Annotated in this window: 12 protein-coding genes; 6 read left to right on the top strand and 6 right to left on the bottom strand. The window is 66.3% G+C overall.

The genetic code is table 11. From position 1 onward, the window contains the following. Window position 1: 1 nt before the first annotated feature. Entirely contained in the window at window positions 2-1,072 is a 1,071-nt protein-coding gene (locus BKE09_RS21465; protein ID WP_075677928.1) for a ferredoxin reductase, read from the bottom strand. Window positions 1,073-1,164: 92 nt separating this feature from the next. On the opposite strand from BKE09_RS21465, the gene fabR reads away from it, so the two are divergent. The 3 genes from fabR to BKE09_RS21450 all read left to right on the top strand — a co-directional run bounded on the left by fabR (window position 1,165) and on the right by BKE09_RS21450 (window position 4,804). Continuing rightward, window positions 1,165-1,821 (top strand): HTH-type transcriptional repressor FabR, encoded by a 657-nt coding sequence (gene fabR / locus BKE09_RS21460; protein ID WP_005409961.1) that lies wholly within the window; start codon window positions 1,165-1,167, stop codon window positions 1,819-1,821. A 276-nt stretch (window positions 1,822-2,097) separates the two neighbouring features. Then, the gene (locus BKE09_RS21455; RefSeq protein ID WP_075677926.1) at window positions 2,098-4,251 is read left to right on the top strand and encodes a TonB-dependent receptor; all 2,154 of its coding nucleotides are present in this window, start codon (window positions 2,098-2,100) and stop codon (window positions 4,249-4,251) included. Between the two features lie 4 nt (window positions 4,252-4,255). Next, a complete protein-coding gene (locus BKE09_RS21450) occupies window positions 4,256-4,804 on the top strand; it encodes a thioredoxin-like domain-containing protein (RefSeq protein WP_075678339.1) in 549 nt (182 codons plus the stop codon). 184 nt (window positions 4,805-4,988) lie between these two features. Here BKE09_RS21450 and mntR read toward each other — a convergent pair whose 3' ends face one another. Then, window positions 4,989-5,459: a manganese-binding transcriptional regulator MntR gene (mntR, locus tag BKE09_RS21445; protein WP_014037494.1), complete on the bottom strand. Its 471-nt coding sequence runs from the start codon at window positions 5,457-5,459 to the stop codon at window positions 4,989-4,991. 117 nt (window positions 5,460-5,576) lie between these two features. Here mntR and BKE09_RS21440 point away from each other — a divergent pair, with 117 nt between their 5' ends. Next, on the top strand, window positions 5,577-6,908 hold the full coding sequence (locus BKE09_RS21440) for an Nramp family divalent metal transporter (protein ID WP_075677924.1): 1,332 nt from the start codon (window positions 5,577-5,579) through the stop codon (window positions 6,906-6,908). 255 nt (window positions 6,909-7,163) lie between these two features. On the opposite strand, the gene BKE09_RS21435 is transcribed toward BKE09_RS21440, so the two are convergent. From BKE09_RS21435 to BKE09_RS21420, 4 genes are all read right to left on the bottom strand, one after another. Continuing rightward, window positions 7,164-7,490, bottom strand: a complete 327-nt coding sequence (locus BKE09_RS21435; protein WP_005409967.1) for a thioredoxin family protein — start codon at window positions 7,488-7,490, stop codon at window positions 7,164-7,166. Further along, window positions 7,462-7,941, bottom strand: a complete 480-nt coding sequence (locus tag BKE09_RS21430; RefSeq protein ID WP_075678338.1) for a flavodoxin — start codon at window positions 7,939-7,941, stop codon at window positions 7,462-7,464. The genes BKE09_RS21435 and BKE09_RS21430 overlap by 29 nt, the downstream gene beginning before the upstream one ends. Before the next feature lie 13 nt (window positions 7,942-7,954). After that, entirely contained in the window at window positions 7,955-8,995 is a 1,041-nt protein-coding gene (locus BKE09_RS21425) for a ribonucleotide-diphosphate reductase subunit beta (protein ID WP_008267116.1), read from the bottom strand. A gap of 109 nt (window positions 8,996-9,104) precedes the next feature. Next, window positions 9,105-11,468, bottom strand: a complete 2,364-nt coding sequence (locus BKE09_RS21420; RefSeq protein WP_075677922.1) for a ribonucleoside-diphosphate reductase subunit alpha — start codon at window positions 11,466-11,468, stop codon at window positions 9,105-9,107. Between the two features lie 432 nt (window positions 11,469-11,900). On the opposite strand from BKE09_RS21420, the gene BKE09_RS21415 reads away from it, so the two are divergent. Beyond that, a complete protein-coding gene (locus BKE09_RS21415; RefSeq protein WP_075677920.1) occupies window positions 11,901-12,878 on the top strand; it encodes a zinc-binding dehydrogenase in 978 nt (325 codons plus the stop codon). A 237-nt stretch (window positions 12,879-13,115) separates the two neighbouring features. Continuing rightward, window positions 13,116-15,743: a TonB-dependent receptor gene (locus BKE09_RS21410; protein WP_075677918.1), complete on the top strand. Its 2,628-nt coding sequence runs from the start codon at window positions 13,116-13,118 to the stop codon at window positions 15,741-15,743. The last annotated feature ends 20 nt before the right edge of the window (window positions 15,744-15,763 follow it).

Here is a 15,763-nt window from a genome sequence, read left to right as displayed (position 1 = left end):
CTCAGAGATCCAGGGTCAGGTCGGTGGTCGGTGCGCTCACGCAGATCCGCACCGGCTGTGCCGATTCGGACTGCAGGTCGCCGGTACGCAGGTGGCGGGTGGCGCCACTGACGCGGTCACAGCTGCAGGTGTTGCAGATGCCCATGCGGCAGCCATGCTTGGGCTTGATGCCATGCGCTTCCAGGCTTTCCAGCAACGAGCTGCCACGCGGCACGCTCAGCTGGCGGCCACTGCGCGCCAGTGTCAGCACCACCTGCCCTTCACTGCTGGCGTCACGCAGCGGTGCCGGCGGAGTGAACGCTTCTGCCTGGAAACCGGCGACCTGGTGCGCCAGGCGTTCGCGCGCGGCGGCAACGAATCCATCCGGGCCACAGGCCAGTACATGGCGCTGCGCCAGCGGGGTGTCATCGCCGGCCACCTGAAGGTCGTGGGCATCGATGCGTGCGGCGGGTACATCGCCTTCGCGGGTGGTCAGCAGGTGCACACGCAGGTTCGGCTGGCTGGCGGCCAATGCCTGCAGCTCATCACGGAACTGCAGGTGGGCAGCGCTGCGCTCCCAGTAGAACAGATCCACGGGGGCGGCCAGCGGGCGTTGGCAGGCTTCGCGCAACAGGCTGCGCATCGGCGTGATGCCACTGCCGGCCGCCAGCAGCAGCACCGGCGCCGCGGCCGGCATATGGAATTCACCGAAGGCGGCATCGAGGCGGAACAGCTCGCCCGGCTGCGCATGGTTCACCAGGTGCTGGCTGACCCGGCCGCCGTCGACCGCCTTGACGGTGATCGCCAGCTCGCGCGGGCCAAGTGCGGTGGGGCTGTAGCTGCGCTGCCACAGGCGCCCTTCAATCTCCACGCCCAGGGTGACGTGCTGGCCAGCGCGCATGCCGGCCCAGTGCCGGTTGGTGCGCAGGACCAGGGTTGCCGCGCCCTCGCCGGCCGGCTCGCGCCGGACCAGGCGGGCCACCGGCTCGCGCAGGGTCCACAGGGGATTGAGCTGGCCCGCCCAGAAATCGAACAGCGACGGCGAGACCCAGCGGTAAGGAGAGAACAGGGACGGACGGACGACAGCGCTCATGGGCGAACTATACGGGCGCACATACACCTGTGTATACATGTGTATATTGAACCGGATTGGGTATGATTCAGCCTCGCCCCACCGGAACCCCCATGGCCGCTGCCACCGCCTTGTCGACGCCCGAAGATGCCAACAGCCCGGCCCGCCGTACGGTGAGCCGCGAGGATCTGCTGGCCGCCGCCCTGAAACTGATCGGGCCGCACCGCAGCCTGTCCACGCTCAGCCTGCGCGAAGTGGCACGTGAGGCCGGCATCGCGCCGAACAGCTTCTACCGGCAGTTCCGCGACATGGACGAACTGGCCGTGGCGCTGATCGATGCGGCCGGCCGCTCGCTGCGCACCATCATCGGCGAGGCCCGCCAGCGTGCCACCTCCACCGCCACCAGCGTGGTGCGGGTCTCGGTGGAGACCTTCATGGAGCAGCTGCGCGCCGACGACAAGCTGCTGCACGTGCTGCTGCGCGAGGGCGCGGTTGGCTCGGACGACTTCAAGCACGCGGTCGAACGCGAGCTGCACTACTTCGAGGAAGAGCTGCAGCACGACCTGGTGCGCCTGGCTGCATTGGACGGCGCGGTACTGCATGCGCCGGAACTGGTGGCCAAGGCCATCACCCGGCTGGTGTTCGCGATGGGCGCCACCGCCATGGACCTGCCGCCGGAGAAGGATCCGGAGCTGGTCGAGCAGATCTCCACGATGATCCGCATGATCATCGTCGGCGCGCGTACCCCCGCCGCGTTCCGCCGCGGCTGACAACCCGCTTCCCGGGTCGGATCCCTTTCCAAAGGAAAGGGCTCTGACCCCGTCTCCCTGCGCCACACGGCAACGCCATTCTCCGTGCATGACCACCGGCAGGGTTGTGGTCGCTTAATGTAATGTTATAACACACCCATGATCCACCTGAATGAGTGCTCCTCACCGAATTGCCGCGGCTTCGTTATATAGCTCTTGCTATATTGATAAGCCACTGCTTTCATATGCGCCAGCCAGGTCGCCCTCGCCGCCCTCCCTCCCCAAGGACGACGCCTCATGCCCGTTTCCCTCCTTCGCCGCCTGCCACTGGCTGCCGCCATTGCCCTCACCCTGCCACTGCCCGCAGTGGCAGCCACCCCGAAACCGACCGAACTGGATCGGGTGCAGGTGAAAGTCAGCACCGCCACCCGCAGCGAACGCCTGCTGTCGGACGTGCCGATCCGCACCGAAGTGCTGCGCAAGGAAGACATCGCACTGCATGCGGCCACCGACTTCTCGCGTGCCGCCGAGCTGATCAACGGCCTGCGCGTGGAGAGCAACTGCCAGAACTGCAACACCAGCGAAGTGCAGCTGCTGGGCCTGCCCGGTGCCTACAACCAGTTGCTGTTCGATGGCATCCCGCTGCTGTCCACGCTGGGCAGCGTGTACGGCCTGGAACAGATCCCGGCCGGGTTCGTCGACCGCATCGAAGTGGTCAAGGGCGGCGGCTCGGCGTTGTACGGCCCGGGCGCGGTTGCCGGTGTGATCAACCTGATCCCGCCGCTGCCGGCGCGCAGCGGTGGCCATGTGCAGGCCGGCGTGGATGTCCTGAAGGGAACACCGCAGAAGAACGCCGACGTGCGGCTGGACCTGGTGGCCAAGGACGCAGACGCCGGCCTGTCGGTGATCGCCCAGCGCAACTGGAACAGCGGCATCGACTACAACGGTGACGGCTACACCGAGATCACCCGCAAGAACCTCAAGGTCGGCGGGCTGCAGGCCTGGTATGCGCCCACGCCGGGCACGCGGCTTCGCCTGGACCTGCAGGTGACCGATGAAACCCGCCGCGGCGGCAACCGCCTGGACCAGCCCGAATACCTGGCCAACATCGCCGAATCGCTGGATACGAAGTACCGGCGCGGCAGCGTGTCGTGGGACCAGGAGATCAATGCCGACGTCGACTTCCGCCTGGCCTACGCCTTCGCCGACATCGACCGTGACAGCTTCTATGGCGGTCTGGGTGACGTGGTCACCGATCCGTCCGCGCCCGGCTATGACCCGTCGCAGCTGGACCCCAACGTCGCCGGCAGCGCGGCCTCGCGTTCATGGCGCCAGTACGGCCGCACCCACAACCCGCTGCACTACATCGACAGCCAGTTGAACTGGCGGCTGGGCGCGCACGCGCTCGCCTTCGGCGTGCAGTACAAGCACGAGGCGCTGCGCGACGACAACCGCACCGGTGACGGGCAGCGTCTCGCCGTGCTGGAGGATGCGACCTTCCACAATCTGGGCGCCTTCATCCAGGACGAATGGAGCCTGCGCGACAACGTCGACCTGGTGCTGGGCGCACGCGTGGACAAGAGCTCGGAGCTGGACAACGCGGTGTTCTCGCCGCGCATCGCGCTGGCCTGGCAGGCCACGCCGAACCTGAAGTGGCGGGCAGGCGTTGCCACTGGCTTCCGTGCACCGGAAATCTTCGTCGAGGACGTGCATGTCGATACCCTGGGTGGCGAACAGGTGCGTGTGCGCAACATCGACGGCCTGAAGGAGGAGCGCGCGTTGACCACCCTGTTCGGCTTCGACTGGCGTTCGGACCCGGCCAATCCGGTCTGGAGCTGGGATGCCACCGCCTCGTACGCCCGTATCCGCGACACGTTCGCTCTGGGCGAGATCCAGCGCGGTGATGACGGACAACTGAGCCAGCTGCGCTACAACGCCTCCGGCTCCAATGTGCTGGGCGCGGAAACCAACCTCGGCTGGCAGCCGTCGCCGCAGTGGCGCCTGACCGCCGGTGCCTCGTGGTACCGCACGCGCTTCCGCGAACCGCAACGCATCTTCGACGACACCGGCGACGGTGGCGACACCGTGATCGAAAGCCGCGACTACCTGAAGACCCCGCGCTGGACCGGCCTGGCCCAACTCAGCTGGATGCCGGCCGAGCCGTGGGAGACCTTCGTCGCGCTGCGCCACACGGGCCCGATGTCGGTGCTGAACAACCGGCTGGGCGAGTTGCACCGCACGCGCTCGTTCCTGGTCACCGACCTCGGGGCGCGCTGGCACCGGCATCTGGGCGCGCAGGCACAGCAGGAAGTGTCGGTGGCCGCAGGCGTCAAGAACGTCTTCGACCAGCGACAGAAGGACCTGGAAGTGGGGGCGCTGCGTGACAGCGACTATGTCTACGGGCCGCGTTTCGCGCGCTCGTGGTACGTCAACCTGCGCTATGCGTTCTGAAGCACTGCGAGCTGAAGCATTGCGAGCGCTACTGCTGGCCGGCGCGCTGCTGCTGGCCGTACCGGCGATGGCGGCAGACCTGCACACGCAGGTCGCCGCCTCGTTGATGCGTCCCGAGCAGCGATCGCTGCGGCCGATGCAATGGTCGCCGCCACCGAAACTGGTTGCACTGTATTTCGGCGCCGACTGGTGTGCACCGTGCCATGCCTTCGTTCCCACGCTGCGCGGCGTGCGCGATGCGCTGCGCCAGGCCGGCGCCGACACCGAGGTGGTGTACGTCAGCCTGGATGAGAGCGAGGCCGCACTGCGCCGTTACATGCACGCGCAGGACATGCCGTGGCCGGTGCTGGACCCGCGCCGCGCCGCGCGCATGCCGGCACTGCAGGCCTTGGCTGGGCTGGCACCGCCGAACCTGGTGCTGATCGATGCCGACGGGAATGTACTTGCCAATGGCTGGCACGGGCGCCGCTACGATGGCCTGCAACCTGTATTGAAGGAATGGACGAAACGGGCGTGCGCGCAGCAGCAGGCGCGATGTCCGCCTGGATTGTAGGGTCGCGCGAACAAAAGCAGATTCCGCAAGTAGATCCACGCCATGCGTGGATGCATTTGTAGAGTCGAGCCATGCTCGACTGATTCCATCACCGCGCGAACGGCAGCCGAGCATGGCTCGGCTCTACAGAACACCTGATTCCGCCACCACACGGACACCCGCCGGGCATGGCCCGGCGCTACCGTTACGGCGCCCCGCCCTCGGCCTTGCGCACGAACGCTTCGAACAACGCCAACGTCTGTTCACTTACATGGTGTTCGATACCCTCGGCATCGCGCCGTGCGGTATCCGGGTCCACACCCAGCGCCAGCAGGAAACGCTCCACCGTCTGGTGGCGCTGACGGCTGGCATGGGCCAGCGCCTCGCCTTCCGGGGTCAGGAACACACCGCGGTAGGGCCGCTGCACCACCCAGCCGTCACGGGCCAGCCGCCGCAGCATCTTCGCCACGGTAGGCTGGGCCACGCCCAGGCGGGTGGCGATATCGACCTGGCGGGCCTCGCCGCCGTCGGCCAGCAGGTCCGAGATCAGCTCGACATAGTCCTCCACCAGCTCCATCCGGTGCGCCTCGCGTACCTGCCGGAAGCTCTCGACCTGGCGCTCGGCCTCGATCAAGGGGGTGCTTTTCAGCGATGTCGAATCGTCGGTCTTGCCCACGCCTGCGCCTGTCCTTCCGGTGTACTCCGGTGTTGAACCTGAATTCTGGACCAGTAACGCGATAAAGACGATTGTTTCACATTGCTAATGACTATAGCAGGAGCTATATTCGGACCCATGAACACCCTGGCGCCCCGCGACCCTTCGGCCTCCACTCCGGCCAGCCTGGGTGCGCTCAACGCCTCGGTCGCGGTGCCCGACAAGGGCCATTGGTGGTTCCGCCTGCTGGCCTTCCTCGGCCCCGGCTACATGATCTCGGTCGGCTACATGGACCCGGGAAACTGGGCCACCGACCTCGCCGGCGGTTCGCGCTTCGGCTACCTGCTGCTGTCGGTCATCCTGATTTCCAACCTGATGGCGGTGATCCTGCAGGCGCTGTCGGCGCGGCTCGGCATCGCCACCGGCATGGACCTGGCGCAGGCCTGCCGCGCGCGTTACCCGAAGCCGGTGAACCTGGCGCTGTGGGCGCTGTGCGAGGCGGCGATCATCGCCTGCGACCTGGCCGAGGTGATCGGCACCGCAATCGCCTTGAAGCTGTTGTTCGACCTGCCGCTGCTGTGGGGCGCGGTGATCACTGCGCTGGATACGCTGCTGGTGCTGCTGCTGATGAACCGAGGTTTCCGTGCACTGGAAGCCTTCGTGATCGCGCTGCTGATGGTGATCTTCGCGTGCTTCGTGGTGCAGATCGCGATGGCGGCGCCGCCGGTGATGGCGGTGCTGGGCGGCTTCATACCGCGCGCACAGGTGGTGACCGATCCGCATGCGCTGTACATCGCCATCGGCATCATTGGCGCCACGGTGATGCCGCACAACCTGTACCTGCATTCCTCCATCGTGCAGACCCGCGCCTACCCGCGTACCGATGAAGGCCGCCGCAGCGCGCTGCGCTGGGCGGTCACCGACAGCACCATTGCGCTGACCCTCGCGTTGTTCATCAACGCCAGCATCCTGATCCTGGCGGCGGCGGTGTTCCATGCCAATGGACGTTTCGATGTGGAAGACATCGAACAGGCGCACCAGCTGCTGGCACCGATGCTGGGCGTGGGTGCGGCGGCGACGCTGTTCGCGATCGCCCTGCTGGCCTCCGGCCTGAATTCGACGGTGACCGCGACGTTGGCCGGCCAGATCGTCATGGAAGGCTTCCTGCACCTGCGCCTGCCGCCGTGGCTGCGGCGGCTGATCACGCGGGCGCTGGCGATCATTCCGGTGGTGGTGGTGATCATGCTGTTCGGCGACCAGGGCGCGGTGAAGCTGCTGGTGCTGAGCCAGGTGGTGCTGTCGATGCAGCTGCCGTTCGCGATCATCCCGCTGGTGCGGATCGTGACCGACAAGGTGACGATGGGTGCACTGGTGGCCCCACGCTGGCTGGGCAGCATCGCCTGGGTGATCGCGCTGGTGATCATGGTGTTGAACGTGAAGCTGCTGGTGGATACCTTCAACGGCGGGTGAGGCCAGATCCAGGGGTTGGACCCAGTAGATCCACGCCATGCGTGGATGCTCTTGTAGAGTCGAGCCATGCTCGACTCATCGCACACCGCGCGAACAGCAGTCGAGCATGGCTCGACTCTACAGACATCGGGTTCCGCCAGTAGATCCACGCCATGCGTGGATGCTCTTGTAGAGTCGAGCCATGCTCGACTCCATCCATCATCGTGCGAACAGCAGTCGAGCATGGCTCGACTCTACAGAAGCCCGGATCGCGCGCTACAGATGCAACGCGATCGCGGCCTCGATCTGCTGCGGCGACTGGAACCCGGCCAGGCGGGTGCGTTCATCACCGTCACGGAACAGCGAGAGCGTCGGCGTCTGCCGCAGCCCCAGTTCCCTGAAGAACGCCTCGCCCAGCACTTCCAGCTGCACGCGCAGCAAGGTGGTGCCCTGCCCCGCCACGCTGTTGGCCACGCGGTGCAGCGACATTTCCAGCATCCGGCAGCCCGGGCACTGATCCTTGTGGAAATCCACCAGCACCCGCGGGTGTTCGGCCAGCAGCTGCTGGAACTGCTCAGGCGTGGTGGCGTCGATGATCTGCATCGGTGTTGCTCCAGTAATGGGCCAGGACCGCGTCGGTCCAGGCCTCGATGGCCCCCGCATGGCGTTGACCATGCGGCATCTGTTCGATTTCCAGCGGCGGGTAGTCACTGCGGAAATAGCGGATCAGGCGGTGCACGGCGCCGCAGTAGTACTCCTGCCCCCACTGCGTTTCGCCAGTGCCGAACACCGCCAGCTGCCGTGGCTGCTCGCCGCGCTCGGCAATACCGGCCACCCACGCCTTCATCTCCGACGGCGTGCGGCCGGCGTTGTCGGTCCAGCAACCCAGCAGCACCAGGTCGGCCTCATCGGCCGCCAGCGGCGGCGCCTGGCGCAGGTCGTCGGCCTCCTGCCAGTGGACGGCATGGCCGGCAGCGCGGCAATGCTCGGCAATCTGCCGGCCAAGCTCGCGGGTGTTGCCACTCAACGAGGCCACCACCAGCAGGATGCGCAGCGCCGCGCCGGGCTCAGAGGTCGTCGAAGCCGTTGTCGACGTTGGTCTTCTTGTAACTTGCATTGCGCATCTCGAAGAAGTCGGTCTTGGTCTCGGTGAAGTTGTCGGCGTAGGCCTTGATCCACGGCATCACGTTGTCGGTGGTATCGCTGTACAGGCGCTCGATGCCGAGCATGCCGGCCATCTTGTTGGCCCGGTACTTCACGTAGCGCGTCATTTCCTCCACATCGATACCGTCGATGCCGTCGAGTACTTCCGACGACCACTGGGTCTCCAGTTCGATGGCGTGCTCGAACGCCTGGTGCACATAGGCGGTCAGTTCGTTGGTCTGCAGCTCCGGGTTCTCGCCGATGATGGCGCGGATCAGCTCGCTGATGAACTTGGTATGGGCCAGCTCGTCGCGGTTGATGAAGCTGATGATCTTGCCGGTGCCGGTCATGCGGTTCTGCCGCACCATGTTATAGAAGTACGCAAACCCGGAATAGAAGTTGATGCCCTCCAGGATCGAGGACTGGATCAGCGACTTCAGCAGGGTCTCGGCGGTCTTCTCGCGCATGAAATCGTCATACGCGCCCATGATCGGTGCGTTGCGCTTGATGATGGTCGGATGGGTGCGTGCCAGCTCAAACACGCGGTTCTGGTTCGGCAGGTCGGTGATCGAGGCCAGCACGTAGCTGTAGCTCTCGTTGTGGATCACTTCCTGCTGGCCGATGATCGCGGCATTGGCATGCGCAGCCGGGTCGGTGATGTACTCGGCCACGTTGTAGATGAAGCGGGTCTGCGGTGAATCCAGTGTGGCGAGCAGGCCGATGATGGAATCGTAGGCGTTCTTCTCGCGCCCGGACAGCTCGCCGTACTGGCGCGCATCGGCCTTCATGTCGACCTCGTCGGGAATCCAGAAGTTGGTCGACAGCTCCTTGTAGGCCCGATAGAAGGACGGGTACGGGATATCGTTCCAGTTGAGGATGCCGCTGGTGCGACCGTTGATGATGCCGGTGCTGCGATTGGGATGGCGCGGTTCGAGGATCTTGATGCGGTCGAGGGGGGTTGCCATGGGTTTCTGCCTTCGTTCTCTTTCTATCGTGTTGCCGGCCAGCGGCCGGCACTACCGTAGATCGCGGGGTTGCCGGCCAATGGCCGGCACTACCGTGGGTCAGCAGTGATCAGCTGGAGCACCACTCGCATTCGCTGATGTCGATATCGTTGGAGCGCACGTAGTAGGTGGTCTTCAGGCCTTCGCGCCAGGCGCTCAGGTGCAGCTCCAGCAGCGTGCTGGCGCGGATCGTGCTGGGCACGTACAGGTTGAAGCTGATCGACTGATCAACATGGCGCTGGCGGCGCGCATTCTGGCGGACGCTGGCGAACTGATCGACCTTGTAGGCGCCCTTCTCGTAATACGGCCAGGTTTCCAGCGACAGCCCCGGTGCTGCCACCGGCCGCCGGAAGTCCTTCTTCTCCTCGTAGTAGAACGCGCTGTAGATCGGGTCGATCGAGGCGGTGGAACCGGCAATCTGCGCGGTGCTCATGTTCGGCGCGACCGCCAGCAGCCATCCGTTGCGCAGGCCGTGCGTGGCGACCTCGCGGGCCAGGCTGTCCCAGGCCGCGCCGCTGTAGTCGCGGTCGCTGAAGTAGCGTCCGTTGTGCCAATCGCTGCCGGCGAACATCGGGTAGCTGCCCTTCTCCTTTGCCAGCTGCATGCTGGCCTGGATGGTCAGGAAGTTGATGCGCTCATACAGGCGGTCGGCCAGCTGTTCGGCATCCGGCGATTCCCACTGGATCGCCTGCTGCGCCAGCAGGTGGTGCCAGCCGAAGGTACCCAGGCCGATGGCGCGGTACTTGCGGTTGGTGATCGTGGCCTGCGGCACCGGCAGTGCGTTGAGGTCGATCACGTTGTCGAGCATGCGCACCTGGATCGGGATCAGGCGCTCCAGCACATCGGTGGCCAGCAGGTCATCCGGCGCACTGATCGCCCGACCGAGGTTGATCGAGGACAGGTTGCAGACCACGAAGTCGCCGGCGCGGCGCGTGGTGACGATCTGGTCGCCGCTGACGATCTCCTGGATCATCCGCGTCGGGCTCATGTTCTGCAGGATCTCGGTGCACAGGTTGCTGGAATAGATCATGCCCGCGTGCTTGTTCGGGTTACGACGGTTGACCTCGTCGCGGTAGAACAGGAACGGGTTGCCGGTCTCCAGCTGGCTGAGCATGATCCGCTTGAACAGATCGATGGCCTTCACCGTGCGGCGACTGATGCGTTCATCGGCCACCAGCTCGGCATAGCGGTCGCGGAAGCTGCCCGAACCACGCTTCTCGTCGTAGAAATCCTGCAGGTACCAGCCCTTGGCCTGCTTCACCTCGTGCGGGTCGAACAGGTACCAGTCGGCACGGCGCTCGACCGCTTCCATGAACAGGTCCGGCACGCACACCGAGGTGAACACATCGTGCGCGCGCAGGCGCTGGTCACCGTTGTTGAGGCGCAGGTCCATGAAGGCTTCGATGTCGCGGTGCCAGATGTCCAGGTACACCGCCACCGCGCCCTTGCGCTGGCCGAGCTGGTCGACCGACACCGCGGTGTTGTTGAGCTGCTTGATCCACGGCACCACGCCGCCGGAGGAATTGGGCACGCCACGGATCGGCGCGCCGCTGCTGCGCACATAGCCCAGATAGGCACCAACGCCGCCGCCGTGCTTGGACACGCGCGCGATGTCGGTATTGGAGTCATAGATGCCCTGCAGGCTGTCGTCCACCGTGTCGATGAAGCAGCTGGACAGCTGGCCGCCCACCTTGCCGGCATTGGCCAGCGTCGGCGTGGCCACGGTCATGTACAGGTTGGACAGCGCCCAGTACGCCTCGCCAACCAGCTGCATGCGCCGCTCACGCGGTTTTTCCTCCTGCATCAGGTACAGCGCGATGGTCAGCCAGCGTTCCTGTGGCAGCTCATAGACCTCACGACTGCGGTCGCTGGCCAGGTAGCGCGTGGCCAGCAGGTACAGGCCGTTGTAGGCAAACAGGCGGTCGCGATCCGGGTCGATCATCTCGCCGGCCTGCTGCAGCTCTTCCTTCGAATAGCAGCGCAGGATGTCGTTGCTGTAGATGCCTCGGTCAGCCAGGCTTTCCTGCAGGCCCACGTAGGAGCCGTACTTCAGGCTGACATCGTAGAAGCGGTTGCGGCTGGCGCGCTTGTACAGGCGGCGCAGGTAGATGCGCGCGGCAAACTGCTCCCACTCCGGCGCGACCAGGTCCACGCGCGATTCGGCCTCGCGGATCAGCAGATCGACCAGGTCGTCGGCGCTGATGCTCGGCTTGCGCTCGACCATCGCCTGCACCACGCGGCGGTAGTCGCTCACATCCAGCTGCGGGAACTCGGCATGCACCGCATCGATGCTGCGCTGCAGGCGCTCGGCGTCGAACGGCAGGCGGCGGTTGCCGGCCTCCTTGGTGATCCAGGTTGGCACGCGCTCGCCACCAGCGCGCAAAGCGTCGCCGGCGCCGGCCAGATCGGCCGCGCGGTAGGTGTTGTCGGTCATGGTCCTGCGTCTCCAGGCTCGCACGCACGGTGGCGTCGATGCCGTGGCAGCCCTGCACGCGATACCGGCGCACGGGGCGATCGGGGTGGGATGCCAAAGCGCGGGAACACCAGGTCGTCGGCATGCGCCTGCGCCTGCGGCCGGTATCCGGGCCGTGGGGGCGACCTGTGTCCGCACGATGGCGGCCGCGTCGACACGGCAAGCCTTCAGGGGCGGGCCGCGGGACGTTTGCTGCATGTCCGGCGGCGGCGGCTGACCGGGAGTGACGGCCACAACATAGTGGGGATATTCCGAGCCGTCAACACAAGATGCGGTAATCACGACATGACGCGACGATCCGTCGCAGGATGCCGTGTTGCAGTGGCGACGCCTTGTCGACACCCCCAGCGTCCCCAGTTCGATACAACATCCACATTCCCCGGAACATCGCCCATGCGCGCTGCCCAGTACCCCTCCTTCGGCAACCCGGCCGACGTCCTCGCCATTGCCGATGCCGCCCTGCCCGAGCCCGGCCCCGGCGAGGTGCGCATCCGCACCGTGCTGGCTTCCATCCACAATCACGACCTGCTGACCGTGCGCGGCCTCTACGGCTACAAGCCGACGCTGCCGGCCATCGGTGGCAGTGAAGCGCTGGGCGTGGTCGATGCGCTTGGCGAAGGCGTCGACGGCCTGCAGATCGGCCAACGGGTTGCCGCCGCTTCGGTGCATGGCACCTGGGCCGAAGCGTTCATTGCACCGGCACGCATGGTGATTCCGATGCCGGACGCGATCCCCGACGAAATGGCCGCGCAGCTGATCGCGATGCCGCTGAGCGCGCTGATGCTGCTGGAATTCCTGCACGTCGAAGCGGGCCAGTGGATCGTGCAGAACACCGCCAACGGCGCGGTGGGCAAGTCGCTGGCGATGCTGGCGCGGGCGCGCGGCGTGCACGTGGCCAACCTGGTGCGCAATGCCGACGCGGTCGCGCAGCTGCAGGCGCTGGGCATCGATCATGTGTTCGATACCTCGGTGGACGGCTGGAAGGATCGCGTGCGCGCCGCCACCGGCGAAGCCCAGGCGGCGGCCGCGGTGGATTCCATTGGCGGCGACGCCAGCGGCGATCTGGTCGACCTGCTCGGCCACCACGGCACCCTGGTGTCGTTCGGGGTGATGAGCGGCGAACCGATGCGCATTCCCGCCGGCGGCCTGATCTACAAGGAAGCCACGGTGAAGGGCTTCTGGGGCAGCAAGGTCAGCCAGGCGATGGCAGTGGAGGACAAGCGCCGGCTGGTCAGCGAGCTGCTCAAGCGTGCGGCCAGTGGTGAGCTGACGCTGCCGGTGGAGCAGGTCTTCGCACTGGACGACATCGCCCAGGCAGTGAAGGCAGGCGCGGGTTCGGGCCGCAACGGCAAGGTGCTGCTGCGGCCTTGATGGGCCCCGGGTCGGATCCCTTTCCAGAATGGAAAGGCTCTGACCCGCCAGGAGCGTGCGGACCAACGGTCCGCACCCACCACAGATCGGTCCGCACCCACCGCAGCGGTCGATGACAGGACCGCCCATTTCGTTAAGAACCTGTGATGTATAACTGAATGCGCTTTCGTCATTGGAAGGCGTGCGCGGCTGCGTGCGGTACTGACGGCTCCTCCCCCGTTCGGCGTTGTCGCTTCCATGTACCGCACCACCCTGAACCTGCTTGCCGGCGCGATTGCGCTGGGCCTCACCGCCGGCGCTGCCGGCGCCGCTGAAACCGCCGACTCCGGCAAGGACAGCACCACCCTCGGCACCGTGCTGGTGACCGGCTCCAACATCAAGCGCAGCGATACCGCCGGGCCGAACCCGGTGCAGATCGTCAGCCGCGAACAGATCGAACAGACCGGCCGCTCCACCCTCACCGACGTGCTGCGCAACCTGTCGGCCAATGCCGGCAACAGTTTCGACGAGCAGTACACCGGCAGCTTCGCCGCGGGCTCGGCGTCGATCGGCCTGCGCGGCCTGTCGCCGAAGAACACGCTGGTGCTGGTCAACGGCTATCGAGTCTCCAACTTCGGCTTCGCACTCAATACCCAGGACACCTTCGTCGACCTCAACGCACTGCCGATCAGCGCGGTCGAACGCATCGAAGTGCTGAAGGACGGTGCCTCGGCGGTGTACGGCTCCGACGCCATCGCCGGCGTCATCAACATCATCCTGCGAAAGAACTTCCAGGGCGTGGAAATCGGCGGCGGCTTCGGTACCGCCACCCAGGGCGGCCTGGACGAGCGCAAGGCCAACCTGCTGGCCGGCTTCGGTGACCTGGAACAGCAGGGCTGGAACGTGCTGTTCGGGCTGGACCTGCTCAAGCGTGACCGCCTCGATGGCGACGACCGTGCCTATACCCGCAGTGGTGACTTCCGCGACAAGCCCGGTGGCCGCCTGGCCGGCTGGTCCACCGCCGGTGGCAACTGGCTGTCCAACCCACGCGCGCCGCAGCCGTTCGCCAACTGCCCCGACGGCAGCCAGCTGCGCCCGTACAGCGACTTCGGCAGCACCCTGCCCGGCCAGGCCTGCGCCTTCAACGCGCAGCCGTTCAAGACCCTGCAGCCCGGCGCCGAGCGCCTGCAGGCGTCGTTGAGCGCGACCTACCGCTTCAACGACAGCGTCGAAGCCTTCGCCGACCTACTGTACAGCCACAACAAGGCCGACCAGATCTTCAGCGCGCCGCTGACCGTCGGCCCCGGCCTGCGCGCGTACAACCCGGCCACCGGCACCCTGATCGACGTGCCGGCGGTGCTGCCGGTCGGCCACCCGAACAATCCGGGCAGCACGCCGCTGCCGTTCGAGTACACCTTCTTCGACCTCGGTCCGCGCCTGAAGGACAACACGCAGGTGTTCTACCGCGCCCTGGCCGGCGTGCGCGGCAGCGGCGAGCGCTGGGACTGGGAGGTGGCAGCGCTGACCTCGCAGAGTGCACAGCGCGAATACGTGGACAACTTCGTCAACCGCTACGCGTTCGAGCAGATCCTGCGCGATGGCAGCTACAACTTCCTCAACCCGTCCAGCACGCCGGGGGCGCTGGATGCCCTGCGCCTGCAGACCAAGCGACCGGGCTGGTACAAGCTGCACTCATTGAACGTCAAAGCATCGACCTCGCTGTGGGAACTGCCGGCCGGCACGGTCGGCTTCGCCTGGGGTGCCGAATTCCGCAAGGAATCGCTGGATGCACGTACCAGTGCGCAGGTACTGTCGGGCACCGAACTGCGCCCGGCCATCAACGTGGTGAACGGCGAGCGCCAGGTCAGCGCCGCCTACGCCGAACTGAGCGTGCCGCTGCACCGCACCCTGGAGCTGCAGGTGGCCGGTCGTGGCGATCACTATGACGACTTCGGCAACGCGTTCTCGCCGAAGGTAGCGCTGCGCTGGCAGCCGCTGGACAGCCTGCTGCTGCGCGGCTCGTTCTCGCGTGGCTTCCGTGCACCGTCGCTGCCGGAGATCGCGCCGGGCCAGACCGTCAGCTATGGCTCGGTGATCGATCCACTGGATCCGCTGCAGCCCGGTGGCAGCCGTGGCGTGACCAACATCCGCACCGGTAACCCGGACCTGAAGGCCGAGCGCTCGCGCAACTTCAACGTGGGCGCGGTGTGGTCGCCCGATGGCGATACCAGCATCGGCCTGGACTGGTACCGCATCGAGCAGGACAACCTGGTCAAGCCGGACAGCGCGCAGTTCATCGTCGACAACCCGACGCTGTTCCCCGGACGCGTGCAGCGTGATGCACAGGGGCGCATCCAGTTCATCACCAACCAGTATGCCAACCAGGGGGAGCTGACCACCTCGGGGCTGGACCTGGACGCCAACCACACCTTCCGCACCGAGGGCTGGGGCAACTTCACCGTGGCCGGCAGCTGGACCCACCTGCTCAGCTTCAAGCAGCCGCTGGTGGCCGGCCAGGCACCGTATGACGGCGCCGGCAACAACCGCCACGGCGCACTGCCGCGCACCCGCGGCACCACCTCGCTGAACTGGGCGGTGGGCGACTGGAGCAGCACGCTGAGCCTGCAGTACGTGAGCGGCTATGACCAGCGTGTGGCGACGGCGACCAGCAACCCGGGGCTGCGCGACCGGATCAAGCCGTATCACCAGCTGGACCTGTACGTGGCCTACGAAGGTATTCCCAACACCACGCTGTCGCTGTCGGTGCTGAACCTGACCGACAAGGATCCGCCGTTCGACCCGGCCGGTGGCTCCAACGGCTTCGACATCAGCCAGTACAACCTGCGCGGGCAGTTCGTCTCGCTGGGCGCGCGCTACCGGTTCTGATAGGCCACCTGTAGAGCCGA

The sequence above is a fragment of the Stenotrophomonas sp. TD3 genome (genome assembly GCF_001939825.1).
Taxonomy (GTDB): domain Bacteria; phylum Pseudomonadota; class Gammaproteobacteria; order Xanthomonadales; family Xanthomonadaceae; genus Stenotrophomonas.
The sequence above is the reverse complement of the archived record's forward strand: the minus strand, read 5'-3'. Positions and strand labels throughout refer to the sequence as shown.

Coding starts and splice junctions, on each gene's coding strand:
- BKE09_RS21435 (WP_005409967.1), bottom strand. CDS start 7,490: ATGCAGATCATCGACGCCACCACGCCTGAGCAGTTCCAGCAGCTGCTG.
- BKE09_RS21465 (WP_075677928.1), bottom strand. CDS start 1,072: ATGAGCGCTGTCGTCCGTCCGTCCCTGTTCTCTCCTTACCGCTGGGTC.
- BKE09_RS21420 (WP_075677922.1), bottom strand. CDS start 11,468: ATGACCGACAACACCTACCGCGCGGCCGATCTGGCCGGCGCCGGCGAC.
- BKE09_RS21440 (WP_075677924.1), top strand. CDS start 5,577: ATGAACACCCTGGCGCCCCGCGACCCTTCGGCCTCCACTCCGGCCAGC.
- BKE09_RS21410 (WP_075677918.1), top strand. CDS start 13,116: ATGTACCGCACCACCCTGAACCTGCTTGCCGGCGCGATTGCGCTGGGC.
- BKE09_RS21455 (WP_075677926.1), top strand. CDS start 2,098: ATGCCCGTTTCCCTCCTTCGCCGCCTGCCACTGGCTGCCGCCATTGCC.
- BKE09_RS21415 (WP_075677920.1), top strand. CDS start 11,901: ATGCGCGCTGCCCAGTACCCCTCCTTCGGCAACCCGGCCGACGTCCTC.
- BKE09_RS21425 (WP_008267116.1), bottom strand. CDS start 8,995: ATGGCAACCCCCCTCGACCGCATCAAGATCCTCGAACCGCGCCATCCC.
- fabR (WP_005409961.1), top strand. CDS start 1,165: ATGGCCGCTGCCACCGCCTTGTCGACGCCCGAAGATGCCAACAGCCCG.